The sequence below is a fragment of the Citrobacter sp. Marseille-Q6884 genome, assembly GCF_945906775.1.
Classification (GTDB): domain Bacteria; phylum Pseudomonadota; class Gammaproteobacteria; order Enterobacterales; family Enterobacteriaceae; genus Citrobacter.
Map to the genome: position 1 here is coordinate 1634702 of NZ_CAMDRE010000002.1, position 14945 is coordinate 1649646.

The window sequence follows — 14945 nt, forward strand, 5'->3', positions numbered from 1 at the left end:
ATGCCATACCTGCACACGGCATCCTTGCGCCCATCGCTTTTGGCGCTGGCGATCGTAAGTACCCTGCCCGTCGCCGCCTATGCGGCGGCTGAAGATATCACCGTTACCGCAACCGGTAATGCCCGCAGCGCTTTTGAGGCGCCGATGATGGTCAGTGTTATTGATGCCACTGCGCCAGAAAACCAAACTGCAAGCTCGGCGGCCGATCTGTTGCGTAAGGTACCCGGTCTGACCCTTGACGGAACAGGCCGTACCAACGGGCAGGATGTCAATCTACGCGGCTACGACCGTCGCGGCGTTCTGGTGCTGGTTGATGGCGTACGCCAGGGCACAGATACCGGACACCTCAACAGTACTTTCCTTGATCCGGCGCTTATCAAACGCATTGAAGTGGTGCGCGGCCCCTCCGCGTTGCTGTATGGCAGCGGCGCGCTGGGCGGTGTCATCGCGTATGAAACAGCCGATGCCAACGATCTGCTGGAAGCCGGAAAAAACAGCGGCTACCGCGTCTTCGGCACCGCCGCAACAGGCGATCACAGTCTCGGAATGGGGGCCAGCGCATATGGCCGCACCGACTCACTGGACGGACTGCTCGCCTGGTCCAGCCGTGATCGTGGCGATTTACGCCAGAGTAATGGCGCGACGGCACCGAACGACGAATCCATTAACAATATGCTGGCAAAAGGAACCTGGAAACTGGACAACGCTCAGACGCTGGCCGGTTCGCTGCGCTATTACAACAATGCAGCGCAAGAACCGAAGAACCCGCAAACCAGCGAGCCGGATAGCACCAGTAATCCCATGACCGATCGCTCGACGATCCAGCGCGATGCACAACTAAACTATACGCTTGCCCCCGCGGGGAATGACTGGCTGAATGCTGACGCGCAAATCTACTGGTCTGAAGCGCGCATCAACGCACAAAATCCTGATGCAACGGGTGAATTTCGCAAACAGACCACCAAAGGCGGAAAAATTGATAACCGCAGCCGTCTGTTTACTGACACCTTTGCCTCCCATCTGCTGACCTATGGCGGAGAATATTATCGCCAGGAGCAACGTCCAGGCGGTGCAACCACCGGCTTCCCGGAGGCAAAAATTGATTTCAGTTCCGGCTGGTTACAGGATGAGATAACCCTGCGAGACCTGCCGATAACACTGCTGGGCGGGACACGTTATGACACTTATCGCGGCAGCAGTGAAGGTTACGCAGATGTCGATGCGGATAAGTGGTCGTCCCGCGCGGGGATTACCGTTACGCCTGACGACTGGCTGATGCTGTTTGGCTCCTGGGCACAGGCGTTCCGCGCACCGACGATGGGCGAGATGTATAACGATGCGAAACACTTCTCCATCGGTCGTTTTTATACCAACTATTGGGTGCCCAATCCCAATCTGCGCCCGGAAACCAACGAAACGCAGGAATACGGTTTCGGTCTGCGCTTTGACGATCTGATGCTGGCGAACGATGCTCTCGAATTTAAAGCCAGCTATTTTGACACCAAAGCGAAGGATTACATCGCCACCGGCGTCGATTTCGCCGCCGCAACCACCCAGTCTTATAACGTCCCCAATGCCAAAATCTGGGGCTGGGATGTGATGTCCAAATACACCACCGATCTGTTCAGTCTGGACCTGGCCTATAACCGTACGCGCGGCAAAGATACCGACACCGGTGAGTACATTTCCAGCATTAACCCGGACACCGTCACCAGCAAACTGAACGTCCCCGTTGCCCATAGCGGTTTCTCCGTTGGCTGGATCGGTACCTTTGCCGATCGCTCTACTCACATCAGCAGTAACTACACTAAACAACCAGGCTACGGGGTAAACGATTTCTATGTGAGCTACCAGGGCCAACAGGCACTAAAAGGCATGACCACGACACTGGTGCTGGGCAACGCCTTTGACAAAGAGTACTGGTCACCGCAAGGCATTCCGCAGGATGGCCGTAACGGCAAAATTTTCGTGAGTTATCAGTGGTAATCCCCCTGCCCCGGCACTCCGGGGCAGCAATCTGGAAGGAAAAGACAATGAATCACTACACACGCTGGCTGGAACTAAAAAAAGAAAACCCGGGAAAATACGCACGTGATATCGCGGGGTTGATGAACATTAGCGAAGCCGAGCTAACGTTTGCACGCGTCGGTCATGACGCATGGCGTTTACGTGGCGAGGTGCGCGAGATACTGAGTGCCCTGGAGACCGTAGGCGAAACCAAGTGTATCTGTCGCAACGAATACGCGGTCCATGAGCAAGTCGGGGCGTTTACCAACCAACACCTGAACGGTCATGCCGGATTGGTGCTGAATCCGCGCGCCCTCGATCTGCGCCTGTTTCTGAACCAGTGGGCAAGTGCGTTTCACATCAGTGAAACCACCGCTCACGGCGAGCGTCAGAGCATTCAGTTTTTTGATAATCAAGGCGATGCGTTGCTGAAAGTCTACACCACGCAGAATACCGATATTGCTGCATGGGGTGCGCTGCTGACCCGTTTCATCTTCGCCGAAAACCCCTCGCTGACGCTGCAACCTGTTGAGAGCGCCGTGACTGCCGTGACCGCGGATGCACAAACCGTGGATACCGAGTGGCGTGCGATGACGGATGTGCACCAGTTTTTCGGTCTGCTGAAACGCCACAACCTTACGCGTCAGCAGGCGTTCAATCTGGTGGGCGATGACCTGGCCTGTAAAGTTGCCAATAACGCACTGGCACAATTGCTGGAAACGGCGCGCCAGGACGGTAACGAAATCATGGTGTTTGTTGGCAATCGCGGCTGCGTACAGATTTTTACGGGCGCCGTAGAAAAACTGGTGCCGATGAAAGGCTGGCTGAATATTTTCAACCCAACCTTTACCCTGCACCTGCTGGAAGAGACGATTGCCGAAACGTGGGTAACACGTAAACCCACCGCCGAGGGTCATGTCACCAGTCTGGAGCTGTTTGCCGCAGACGGTACTCAAATCGCTCAACTGTATGGTCAGCGTACGGAAGGCGAACCGGAACAGACACAATGGCGCGCACAGATCGATGCCTTAACGCCAAAAGGACTGGCCGCATGAGAAAGCTGCTCGTCCTGAGTGTACTGCTGCCTGCGGTCTCGCTGGCGGCGCCAGAGGAAAAGATTGTGGCTCTCGGTGGCGACGTCACCGAGATTGTGTACGCGCTGGGTGCACAATCATCGCTCGTCGCACGAGACAGCACCAGCCAGTGGCCTGAAGCGGCTACGGCATTACCTGATGTCGGCTATCTACGCCAGCTCAACGCCGAAGGGGTTCTCGCCACCCGACCGACGCTGGTCCTTGCCAGCGCTCAGGCTCAGCCCTCACTGGCGCTGAAACAGGTCGAGCAGAGCAATGTCAGAGTGGTTACCGTCCCTGCGGGCAACACGCTGAGCGTCATTGATGAGAAAGTTCGGGTGATTGCACAGGCAACACACCACGAGACTCAAGGAGAAGCGTTGCGCCAGACCTTACGCGAGGCGCTGGCGGCGTTGCCATCATCGCCGCTCAATAAGCGCGTTTTGTTCATTCTCAATCACGGCGGGATGACCGCGATGGCGGCCGGACAACAAACCGGAGCCGATGCGGCCATTCGCGCTGCCGGGTTGCGCAACGCCATGCAGGGATTCAACCGCTATCAGCCATTGTCACAAGAAGGGGTCATTGCCAGCCAACCCGACCTGGTCGTGATTTCGCAGGATGGCGTCAAGGCGATGGGCGGAGAAGCAAACCTGTGGACGCTGCCTGGGCTCGCGCAAACGCCGGCGGGTCGTCATAAGCAGGTATTGCAGATTGATGATATGGCGCTGCTGGGCTTTAGCCTCCGTACCCCCGAGGCCATTTTGCAACTTCGCGCCAAAGCGGAGCAATTACCCTGATGCCCCGGCGAATCACCTGCTCACTGTGGATGCTCGCCATCATGCTGGTATTAATGACCGTTATGGCGACCGGTTTTGGCGCGTTGCGCCTGCCGGTAAGCCTGCTCTGGCGTGATGGCGATGATGCCCTACGGCAAATCTGGTTCACCATACGCCTGCCGCGTGTGCTGCTGGCGCTGGTCATTGGCGGCTCGCTGGCACTGGCTGGCTGTGTGATGCAGGGATTATTTCGCAATCCGCTAGCCGACCCGGGTTTACTGGGGATCAGCAGCGGTGCCGCCTGCGCCGTTGCATTGTGGGTTGTCCTGCCGATTTCATTGCCGGCACTGCTGATGCTGTATGCACCAATGCTGGCCGCATTTCTCGGCGCGCTTGCTGCAACCATCGTGATTTTTATCCTCAGCCAACAGCAAGACGGATCGCTGTCGCGTCTGTTGCTGGTAGGTATTGCGATCAATGCGCTTTGCGGTGCGGCTGTTGGTGTTCTCTCGTGGATCAGCAATGATGCTCAGTTACGCCAGCTGTCGCTATGGGGAATGGGCAGTCTGGGCTCTGCGCAGTGGTCAACATTGCTGGCAGTGGCCTCGTTAATGCTGCCGACCGTGCTGATCATCTGGCGTTTGGCTCAGGCCCTTAACGTGCTGCAGTTGGGAGAAGAAGAAGCGCATTATCTCGGTGTCGATGTCCGCACAGTTCAGCGTATTTTACTGCTGTGTAGCGCACTGTTGGTTGCCGCCGCCGTCGCGGTCAGCGGCGTAATAGGCTTTATCGGTCTGGTTATCCCACATCTACTGCGTATGTGGCTGGGTTCAGATCATCGAGCGGTCATTCCCGGTTCCGTACTGGCCGGCGCTTTTTTACTGCTGCTGGCTGATACCCTCGCGCGTACTGTCGTCGCCCCGGCTGAAATGCCCGTTGGTCTGTTAACCAGTATTCTCGGTGCGCCCTGGTTTCTGTGGCTCATTTTTCGTCAGAGAGGGTCGTATGGCTGAGCATTTTATCGCGGAAGATCTTCACTATCTCGTTGCGGGCAGGCCGGTTATTCAGGATGTGTCGCTCACGCTCGCAAAAGGTGAACTGGTGGCGTTGATCGGGCCTAACGGCGCGGGGAAATCAACTCTGTTACGCCTGCTGACCGGGTATCTTAAACCGGTCGCCGGACGTTGCATCCTTGACGGAAAATCACTGGATGCGTGGGGTCAACAGCCGCTTTCGCGTCACCGGGCGGTCATGCGTCAACAAACGCAGTTGGGATTTGACTGGCAGGTAGAAGCCGTTATCGCCATGGGACGCACACCCTGGGCCCGCCCCCCTGAACCTGCGCTTATCGCCCAGGTGATGGAAATGACCGGCTGTTTACCCCTTGCAGGCAGACAATACGCTGCACTTTCCGGTGGCGAACAGCAGCGCGTTCAGCTTGCGCGCGCGCTGGCACAACTGTGGCGTGACGGCGCACCACGCGGCTGGTTATTCCTTGATGAACCGACTTCAGCATTGGATCTCTTCCACCAGCAACATCTACTGAGAATGCTTAAAACACTGACCGTTCAGGGTGAGCTACATGTCTGTATCATACTTCACGATCTCAACCTTGCCGCGCTGTGGGCTGACCGGATCGTATTGCTTCACGGCGGTCATATTGTGTCACAGGGAACGCCGGAGGCCGTGTTACAGGCAGATGCGCTGACTCGCTGGTACGGCGCGCAGATTCACGTTGGCCAGCATCCGGCCAACGCTTCCCCGCACGTTTTTCTCGCCCGTTAGCTTGAGCAACTCACTTCCAGCCGTTTGCCCCAGTCAGGCGGACGGCTGACATAGTCATCATCCCGATCGGTGAAGGGAGTGCGCAACGCAAGGTGTAGACGATGCAACTCAGAATAATCCCCCTGCTCTGCCTGACTGATCGCCCGCTGAGCCAGCCAGTTACGTAAAACCATTGCCGGATTCGCTGCTTTCATTTGCGTCTGTCGGACGCCATCATCAACATTATCGAGTTGCAAACGCGCGCGATAACGGGCGAACCAGTCATCAAACGCTGCGCGGTCGATAAACTCATCTCTTAGCGGTGAGGAGGCATTGTGCTGTTCCGTCTGGCACAGCATGCGGAACGTTCGCGTGTAGTCGCTTCTTTCGCGCGCCATTAAACTAAACAACTCGCTGAGGATCGCATTATCGTTCTGCTGCTCGGTAAAGAAGCCCAGTTTTTGCCGCATTCGTTTACCGTAGTGGGTGAGCAGCGCCAGTTGGTAGCTATCCAGAGCATCATTGAGCGCATCGACAGAGATAAAAGGCGACAGCGTTTGCGCCAGCCGCTGTAAATTCCACAATGCGGCCGCCGGTTGATTATCTAAACTGTATCGTCCCTGATGGTCAGAGTGGTTACAGATAAAATCGGGCACATAGTCATCCAGGAAACCGAACGGACCGTAATCCATCGTCAGCCCTAAAATAGACATGTTATCCGTGTTCATCACGCCATGTGCGAATCCCACCGCTTGCCAGTCGGCGATCAACGTCGCGGTACGCGTAACGACATCCTGAAACCAACGCTGATATTTATCCGCCTCATCCTGCCATTGCGGCCAGTAATGACGGATCGCAAAGTCTGCCAGTTGGCGGACTTTTTCCGGCTCACGTCGATAGTAAAAGTGTTCGAAATGGCCAAAACGCATATGGCTTTGCGCCACGCGAATAAGCATCGCGCCCGCTTCCGTCGTTTCTCGTTGTACCGGCGTATCGCTGGTCACCATCGACAACGCCCGTGTGGTGGGTATTCCGAGGTAATGCATCGCCTCACTGGCCAGGCTTTCCCGAATTGTGGAGCGCAACACCGCACGTCCGTCCCCCATGCGGGAATAAGGCGTTAATCCGGCGCCCTTCAGGTGCCAGTCCAGCGTGGTACCGTCTGCAAGCTGTTGCTCACCCAGCAGGATCCCTCGCCCATCGCCAAGTTGCCCGGCCCAGACACCAAACTGGTGCCCACTGTAGACCTGCGCTAACGGCGACATACCGGCAAGAAGCGATTCGCCTCCCCAAACGCCAGCCCCCTCAGGAACATCAAACAGCGCAGCTGAAATACCTAATTGTTCAGCCAGAGCATCGTTATGCCAGATGACGCGCGCATTTCTCAGAGGAGTAGGTAAAAGAGCGGTATAGGTTGCTGGTAGTTCATCACGCCAGCGGGTGGTAAAAGACAGGGTCATAGGGCCTCCTGTCACTAGTGTAGCCTGTTAATAAGGTGTTAAACACCAGCAAACAGAAGGGTTATCCCTGCACCAGCGAAATGATCTCAGCGGGCGACACCGCTGGCCACAGCGCCCCCTGCATCGCACTGAACCCTAAGGGCAATACCCGTTGCAGAATGTCCTGTGAATCAACACCGCTAATGATGATGGATTCACAACTTGGCGAGAGTTGCGCCAGGATTGCGCGCATAAATGGCTCAAACGACAGATGTGTAATACGTTGTTGAACAAAGTTTTTATCCAGAACCACGCGCTTGAAAAGACCATCATAAATCGCCCGGGTGGATATGCCTGGGGCACCAAAATTCGTCAGAATTAATGGAAACCGGGCGGCTAACGCCGTCAGCGTTCGATTTTCTTTTCCGCTATTTAACTCTGGATAGTTTTCATTAATCGTGAATTCAATAAATGAAAATCGTTCAACATGGGATGCAAATTCTGCATCTGATAATAAAGTATTAGCGACTGCTGGCGTTAAATTAAGCCATGCGGAAAGTTTGCGCTGAATAAAAAAGTGCTGGCAAGTTTCGATTAATTCAAGTTTTTCCGTAAATAAACGACATTGCTCTGCTTCCGACAAACGAGGTATGACCAGCTCAGTCGGCATGTGTACGGTCCGGTCCGGACTAACAAAATTAGCGATGATGTCTACGTACGCAAGGTCGCCTTTTTCACTTCTCGCAGGAAGAAAAGAGAACTCAGAGTGATAAAGGTTATCCAGTGAAACAATCATTGTGCCAGCCCCGCTGCATGGGTGTTATCCGGCATCCTGTAGCAAAGGATGGAAAAATACGTCACTTCTGATACAAATAGAGGCCCTTTCATTTTTCCCTTTTTAGCCAGTAAATCGAATCCTTTTTTTTAGCTTATCCTGATTATAAACTAATATCCAGCTTTGTACTTTTTAATAAATCGGAATAAATCATATTTTTAGCAAAATACGCTTTTTGTATGCAGGGTTATTGGCAGACCAGAAGCATCAGCAAAAGCTAACTTTTAAATGAAGAAGATGAGGCGACTTCACACCCAGTCAGCCTCATCGAACCGGAGATTAAATACGTCGTGCCTGCCAGAAATTTTTACGCCAGTAGACATTGTCGAGTGACGAACGCATCACTCCCCGACTGGTTGATGCATGAATAAATTGGTTATTGGTATCGTAAATACCAACGTGTAACCCACTTTCCCCGGACCCAGTTTTAAAGAACACCAGATCGCCAGGCAGCAATTCATCTTTATCTATTTCGGTGCCAATCTTTGATTGCGTGCGCGTATCGCGCGGCAGTTGCAAATCAAATTTGTCGCGCATGGTCATCAATACAAAACCCGAACAATCAACACCGCTGCGGCTCATGCCGCCATAACGATAAGGTGTACCACGCCAGGTTTGTAACTGGTCATTCAGACCAGCGATAACAGCAATAGAGTCCGACAACCGCGCATTAGGCGCAGGAGCCCGATGGCTGCTGCACCCCGCCAAAAATAACGCTGTGATGAAAAGAAGCCAAAAACGCATTCAGGACGAATCCTCTGATTTTTATTTTTATGCCAATTTAGCGTGGAAATTATGTGGTTTTCAAGAACCCATTTCACTTAAGTGGTTGATATGAGCATTCTGTGGCCTTCAATATCCAGCCGACGGAAGTTTACGCCATAAGCCAGCGACAGGTTGGCCGGGGTTAACACGGCATCACGCGAGCCGCAGGCAAGGAGTTTTCCGCGTTTAAGCAACCATGCCCTATGTGCATGCCGTAACGTATGGTTCAGGTCATGGCTGCTCATCACAATCGCTATCCCCTGCTCGCATAACCGACTCAACAGCCTGTCCAGCGCGTTTTGTTGTGCGACGTCCAGACTGTTCATCGGCTCATCTAACAGCAAAAGCTGTCCCTGCGGATTAGCCTGCGGGCAAATTTGCAGAATCACCGCCGCAAGACGCACACGCTGCCATTCACCACCGGAAAGCTGGTTAGCGCTGCGACCCAGCTTATCACCAAGTCCCAACACCTCAGCCACCTCTTGCAACTGGTCAGTACGGGTTTTGTCCGGTTGATGTAGCGTCAGAAAATGCCAGACCGGCATCGCAAACGGCGGATTTTGCTGTTGCGCAAGATACGCGCGATGTTGCGCCAGCTTTGCAGCTGGCCAGGCGTCGAGCTCTGTATCCCCAAAGAGGATCGTGCCCTCACCGCTGGTTAAGCCCGCCATACGTGCCAGCAATGTGCTCTTTCCTGCGCCGTTAGGTCCCACTAAATGCAGGATCTCCCCCGCGCTTACCTCACCGGATAGCGGGCCAAGTCGGCTCGCTTCCGCAACATCCTGTAGCTGCATCAAAAGAGACATTAGTTTGCCAGCGCCGTCTTAATACGTTGTACCAGGACCGGATCCTCAGGTGTCATGTCGGGTGAAAACCGCTGTAGAACATGTCCATCCCGTCCAACCAGGAATTTTTCGAAATTCCACAAAATATCGTCCGGGTAGAGCGGTGCCCGACCTTTACTCGCCATCCGCGCATAAAAGCCGCTGTCAGCAGGCGCCACGGCTGTCGGTGCGGCTTCAATCAGTTGCTGATACAACGGGTGACGTGCTTCGCCATTGACGTCAATCTTACTGAACATCGGAAAAGTGACGCCCCAGGTGGTACTGCACCAGGTTTTGATTTCTTCTTCGCTACCCGGCTCCTGACCAAGAAACTGATTGCAGGGAAAGCCTAAGACGGTGAATCCCTGCTCATGCCAGCTCTTCTGAAGATTCTCCAGTTGCTCATATTGCGGCGTTAATCCACATTGAGAGGCAACGTTAACAATGAGCAGTACCTTTCCGGCATACGCCTGTAACGAGGTCACTTCCCCGTCAATGGTCGTCACTTCTGTATCGAACAGTGTGTTTTGCATAGCATCTCCAATTCCGACATTTCAGCTTTTAATCATAGACCGAACAAAGGCTTTCTAGCGCCTGGATTTTAACAACAGCCAGATGAAAACGGGTGCGCCCAGGGTAGCCGTCACCACCCCGATAGGGAGCTCCGCGGAGGCCAGAGCCAGACGTGCGATAACATCGGCCAGCAGTAACGCTATTGCCCCCGCCAGCGCGCAACCCGGCAGTAACACACGGTGATCGGTTAAACCACACAGCCGCAGAATATGCGGAATGACCAGACCGATAAAACCAATTGCCCCCGCCAGCGCTACGCTAACGCCCACCATCCAGCCTGTAGCAACCACCAGCAGATTACGCCAGAACCATAAGGGCAATCCCAACTGCCGCGCAGAAGTCTCTCCCAGCGCCAGCATATTCATCGGTTGCGACTGCCAGCAAATCCACAGCAACACGGGGATCAGCGCCACCATAAGCCAGGCCTGTTGCCAGTCAACGCCACCGAAGCCGCCCATCATCCAATACATCAACTGGCGCAAATCAAAAGAGGTCGAAAAGTAGATAGCCCACGTCATCAATGCGCTACAAATAATCCCCAGCGCCACCCCTGCAAGTAGCAGGCGACTGGTAGACAAATGACGACGGGCGAATCGCAGAAGAATCAGAGTGATAATCAGCGCCCCGGCAATGGCACATAAACCCAATGCCCAGCCAGGTAGCCGGCCTTGCCCAAGCAATACCGCCGCGATTAAGCCAACGCCAGCGCCGTTAGATACGCCCAGCAACCCCGGCTCCGCGAGTGGGTTCTCAAAAAGCGCCTGCATCACCGCGCCAGAAAGCGCCAGTGCGGCACCGACCAGTAACACGGCGAGCGTACGGGGAAGTCGAATTTGCCAGACAAACAGATCGCCACGAGCACTGAACCACTCAGTGGGAGCAATCCACTGTTCTCCGGCGCATAAGCTTAGAATCGTTGCCAGCAATACCAGTACTGACAGAGACAGGATCCAGCGTACGTTTCGTCGCTGTTGTTGATGGGCGAAAGTCAGCATGTTTTCCATTCAGCTGAAAAGAGATGGGGTGATTCTACGGCGCTGAATCCGCAGTGGAAAGGAAAAAGGCCGCATAGCGGCCTTTTTAGTTATACGCGTCATGCTTTGCGTATAGTTAAATTACTCTTCTTTGGGCGTTGCGTTTTCGACCCGGCTTTTTAACTTCTGTCCGGGTCTGAAGGTCACCACGCGCCGTGCTGTAATGGGAATATCTTCGCCCGTTTTCGGGTTACGCCCCGGACGTTGATTCTTATCACGCAGATCGAAGTTACCAAAACCAGAGAGTTTTACCTGCTCACCGTTTTCCAGAGCACGACGGATCTCTTCGAAAAACAGCTCGACCAGTTCTTTGGCATCCCGCTTGCTAAGCCCAAGCTTATCAAACAGATATTCTGACATTTCAGCTTTTGTAAGCGCCATAGGTTCAATCCCTCAATGATGCCTGGAATCGCTCTTTTAATGCCTCTACACATTTGGCGACGGTAGCGGCAATCTCCTCTTCTTCAAGTGTACGGCTGGTATCCTGAAGGATCAGGCTGATAGCGAGGCTCTTATAACCCTCCGCAACACCCTTACCGCGGTACACATCAAACAAGTTTACGCCAACTACCTGATTTACGCCAACTTTCTTACACTCGGATAAAATATCCGCAGCGGGAACGTTTTCTGCCACAACGACCGCGATGTCACGACGGTTCGCCGGGAAGCGAGAAACTTCACGCGCCTGAGGCACCACGCGGTCTGCGAGCTTATTCCACTCCAGTTCAAACACCAGAGTGCGACCGTTCAGATCCAGTTTACGTTCCAGTTCCGGATGAACAACCCCAATGAAACCAATACGTTCACCTTTCAGATAAATCGCCGCGGACTGACCCGGATGCAGCGCTGGATTCGCTTCTGCTTTGAACTGAATGTCTGCCAGTTTGCCAGTCAGGTCCAGAACCGCTTCGAGATCGCCTTTCAGATCATAGAAATCAACGGTCTCTTTCGCCAGGTTCCAGTGTTCATCATAACGGTTGCCACAGATCACGCCAGCCAGCATCAGATCCTGACGGATCCCCAGGTTAGCCTGCGTGTCCGGTACGAAACGTAAACCCGTTTCGAAAATACGCACGCGGTTCTGTTGGCGATTCTGGTTATAGACCACTGTAGAGAGCAAACCCGGCCACAGGGACAGACGCATTGCTGACATATCAATAGAGATTGGGCTTGGCAGCAGCAGCGCCTCTTCACCCGGATGCAGCAGTGCCTGGACTTTCGGGTCAACAAAGCTGTAGGTGATAACTTCCTGATAGCCTTTGTCATTCAGCATAGTTTTAACACGTTTCAGCGATAAATCCGCTTCACGATGCGTACCCATGATAAGCCCCGCCTGAATTGGCGTGTTCGGGATATTGTCATAACCGTATACGCGAGCAATTTCTTCAACCAGGTCTTCTTCGATAGCAATATCGAAACGCCAGCTTGGCGCTACCGCTTTCCACTCATCCTGGCCTTCCGTCACTTCACAGCCCAGACGACGCAGAATATCGCCCACCTGCTCATCAGCAATAGGGTGTCCGATCAGACGATCCAGTTTGCTACGACGCAGCGTAATGGTGGCACGTTCTGGCAATGTAGCTTCATTCGTGACGTCAATAACCGGACCCGCTTCACCCCCGCAGATATCAAGCAGCAGACGCGTTGCTCGCTCCATCGCTTTGTACTGCAGCGCAGGATCGACGCCACGCTCATAACGGTGAGAAGCATCGGTGTGCAGGCCGTGACGACGCGCGCGACCGGTAATGGACAGCGGGCTGAAAAACGCACATTCCAGCAGAACGTTTTGCGTTTCATCATTCACACCAGAGTGTTCGCCGCCGAAGATACCGCCCATTGCCAGAGCTTTGTTGTGATCAGCAATCACCAGCGTATCAGCGTTCAGTTTCGCTTCGGTGCCATCCAGCAATACCAGGGTTTCCCCTTCTTTTGCCATACGCACAACGATTCCGCCTTCAATACGATCTTTATCGAACGCATGCATCGGCTGACCCAGTTCGAGCAGAACGTAGTTGGTCACATCAACGACAGCATCGATAGAACGGATCCCGCAACGGCGCAGTTTCTCTTTCATCCACAGAGGCGTTGGTGCTTTAACATTGATGCCCTTAACCACACGGCCCAGATAGCGCGGACACGCGTCCACAGCATCGACCTGAATCGGCAGCACATCGCTGATGGTCGCGGCCACTGGCGCGATTTCTGGCTCTACCAGCGGGGCTTTATTCAGGACAGCGACATCACGTGCCACACCGATGATGCCTAAACAGTCTGCACGGTTCGGCGTAACGCTGATTTCGATGGTGTTATCGTCGAGCTTCAGATATTCGCGGATATCCGTCCCAATCGGCGCATCCGCCGGCAGTTCAATGATACCGTTATGATCGTCGGAAATACCCAGCTCAGAGAAAGAGCACAGCATCCCTTCTGACGGCTCACCGCGAAGTTTGGCGGCTTTAATTTTGAAGTCGCCCGGCAAAACGGCACCAATGGTCGCCACGGCCACTTTCAGCCCCTGACGGCAGTTAGGCGCGCCACAGACGATATCCAGCAGACGATCACCGCCGACATTCACCTTGGTGACACGCAGCTTATCGGCGTTCGGATGCTGACCGCACTCCACGACTTCGCCGACCACGACACCATTAAATTCGCCCGCAACGGCATCTACGCCATCCACTTCCAGGCCAGCCATAGTGATTTGGTTTGACAGCGCATCGCTATCAATCGCCGGGTTAACCCATTCGCGTAACCACAGTTCACTGAATTTCATTGTTTTATCCTGCCTTTATTTAAACTGTTTGAGGAAACGCAGATCGTTTTCGAAGAAAGAACGCAGATCGGTGACACCGTAACGCAGCATAGTCAGACGCTCCATTCCCATGCCGAATGCAAAGCCAGAGTAAATTTCCGGATCGATGCCGACATTGCGCAGTACGTTCGGGTGAACCATACCGCAGCCCAGAACTTCCAGCCATTTGCCGTTTTTACCCATTACGTCAACTTCCGCAGAAGGTTCCGTGAACGGGAAATAGGATGGACGGAAACGAACCTGCAGGTCTTCTTCGAAGAAGTTGCGCAGGAAGTCGTGCAGCGTACCTTTCAGGTTGGTGAAGTTGATATTGGTATCAACGATCAGCCCTTCCATCTGATGGAACATCGGGGTGTGCGTCTGATCGTAGTCGTTACGATATACGCGACCCGGCGCGATAATGCGGATTGGCGGCTGCTTCTCTTTCATGGTACGGATCTGCACACCAGAGGTCTGGGTACGCAGCAGACGCGTGGCATCAAACCAGAATGTGTCGTGGTCAGCGCGCGCCGGGTGATGGCCAGGAATATTCAGCGCATCGAAGTTGTGATAATCGTCTTCGATTTCCGGGCCCGTCGCCACGGTAAAGCCCAGTTCACCGAAGAAACTCTCAATACGATCGATAGTACGCGTTACCGGATGCAGACCGCCGTTTTCAATACGACGCCCCGGAAGGGAAATATCGATAGTTTCTTCAGCCAGACGCGCATTCAGTGCGGCATTTTCTAACTCAGCTTTACGTGCGTTCAGCGCCTGCTGTACCTGTTCTTTGGCTTCGTTGATAACCGCACCTGCTGCCGGGCGCTCTTCTGGCGGCAGCTCGCGCAGGGTAGTCATCTGAAGGGTCAGGTGCCCTTTCTTGCCCAAATATTCGACGCGGACATTGTCTAACGCGGCAACATCTGAAGCCTGGTTAATGGCGGCCGTTGCACTGGCAACCAGCTCTGCGAGATGTGACATGGTTTTCCTCGTTATGTGGCGATATTCATTAGTCGCACGTATATACACAAAATCATTCAGTAAAAGAATGCAGCCACCGC

14 protein-coding genes are annotated in these 14945 nt (G+C 54.0%); 5 read left to right on the plus strand and 9 right to left on the minus strand.

The window, feature by feature from the left end; translation table 11 throughout:
• The 5 genes from N7268_RS22865 to N7268_RS22885 are packed head-to-tail and all read left to right on the plus strand — an operon-like array spanning position 1 to position 5644.
• Positions 1 to 1986 (plus strand): TonB-dependent hemoglobin/transferrin/lactoferrin family receptor, encoded by a 1986-nt coding sequence (locus N7268_RS22865; protein ID WP_260864600.1) that lies wholly within the window; start codon positions 1 to 3, stop codon positions 1984 to 1986.
• 47 nt (positions 1987 to 2033) lie between these two features.
• Positions 2034 to 3062 carry a hematinate-forming heme oxygenase ChuS gene (gene chuS, locus N7268_RS22870; RefSeq protein WP_260864601.1) on the plus strand — a complete coding sequence of 343 codons (1029 nt, stop codon included), beginning with the start codon at positions 2034 to 2036 and terminating at the stop codon, positions 3060 to 3062.
• Positions 3059 to 3880, plus strand: a complete 822-nt coding sequence (locus tag N7268_RS22875; RefSeq protein ID WP_260864602.1) for a hemin ABC transporter substrate-binding protein — start codon at positions 3059 to 3061, stop codon at positions 3878 to 3880. The genes chuS and N7268_RS22875 overlap by 4 nt, the downstream gene beginning before the upstream one ends.
• Entirely contained in the window at positions 3880 to 4872 is a 993-nt protein-coding gene (locus N7268_RS22880) for a FecCD family ABC transporter permease (protein ID WP_260864603.1), read from the plus strand. The genes N7268_RS22875 and N7268_RS22880 overlap by 1 nt, the downstream gene beginning before the upstream one ends.
• Positions 4865 to 5644: a heme ABC transporter ATP-binding protein gene (locus tag N7268_RS22885; protein ID WP_260864604.1), complete on the plus strand. Its 780-nt coding sequence runs from the start codon at positions 4865 to 4867 to the stop codon at positions 5642 to 5644. Before N7268_RS22880 ends, N7268_RS22885 begins: the two co-directional genes overlap by 8 nt.
• On the opposite strand, the gene selO is transcribed toward N7268_RS22885, so the two are convergent.
• From selO to pheS, 9 genes are all read right to left on the minus strand, one after another.
• Positions 5641 to 7083 (minus strand): protein adenylyltransferase SelO, encoded by a 1443-nt coding sequence (gene selO / locus N7268_RS22890; protein ID WP_260864605.1) that lies wholly within the window; start codon positions 7081 to 7083, stop codon positions 5641 to 5643. The genes N7268_RS22885 and selO overlap by 4 nt on opposite strands.
• A gap of 61 nt (positions 7084 to 7144) precedes the next feature.
• Complete coding sequence (locus N7268_RS22895) at positions 7145 to 7858, minus strand: EAL domain-containing protein (protein ID WP_260864606.1); 714 nt, start codon at positions 7856 to 7858, stop codon at positions 7145 to 7147.
• Between the two features lie 318 nt (positions 7859 to 8176).
• Complete coding sequence (locus N7268_RS22900; protein WP_260864607.1) at positions 8177 to 8641, minus strand: NlpC/P60 family protein; 465 nt, start codon at positions 8639 to 8641, stop codon at positions 8177 to 8179.
• A 77-nt stretch (positions 8642 to 8718) separates the two neighbouring features.
• The gene (gene btuD, locus N7268_RS22905) at positions 8719 to 9468 is read right to left on the minus strand and encodes a vitamin B12 ABC transporter ATP-binding protein BtuD (RefSeq protein WP_260864608.1); all 750 of its coding nucleotides are present in this window, start codon (positions 9466 to 9468) and stop codon (positions 8719 to 8721) included.
• A complete protein-coding gene (locus N7268_RS22910; RefSeq protein ID WP_260864609.1) occupies positions 9468 to 10019 on the minus strand; it encodes a glutathione peroxidase in 552 nt (183 codons plus the stop codon). The genes btuD and N7268_RS22910 overlap by 1 nt, the downstream gene beginning before the upstream one ends.
• 54 nt (positions 10020 to 10073) lie before the next feature.
• Entirely contained in the window at positions 10074 to 11054 is a 981-nt protein-coding gene (gene btuC, locus N7268_RS22915; RefSeq protein ID WP_260864610.1) for a vitamin B12 ABC transporter permease BtuC, read from the minus strand.
• Between the two features lie 120 nt (positions 11055 to 11174).
• A complete protein-coding gene (gene ihfA, locus N7268_RS22920) occupies positions 11175 to 11474 on the minus strand; it encodes an integration host factor subunit alpha (protein ID WP_003030571.1) in 300 nt (99 codons plus the stop codon).
• A 4-nt stretch (positions 11475 to 11478) separates the two neighbouring features.
• Positions 11479 to 13866, minus strand: a complete 2388-nt coding sequence (gene pheT, locus N7268_RS22925; RefSeq protein ID WP_260864611.1) for a phenylalanine--tRNA ligase subunit beta — start codon at positions 13864 to 13866, stop codon at positions 11479 to 11481.
• A gap of 15 nt (positions 13867 to 13881) precedes the next feature.
• Positions 13882 to 14865 carry a phenylalanine--tRNA ligase subunit alpha gene (pheS, locus tag N7268_RS22930; protein WP_137383362.1) on the minus strand — a complete coding sequence of 328 codons (984 nt, stop codon included), beginning with the start codon at positions 14863 to 14865 and terminating at the stop codon, positions 13882 to 13884.
• Positions 14866 to 14945: the final 80 nt, after the last annotated feature.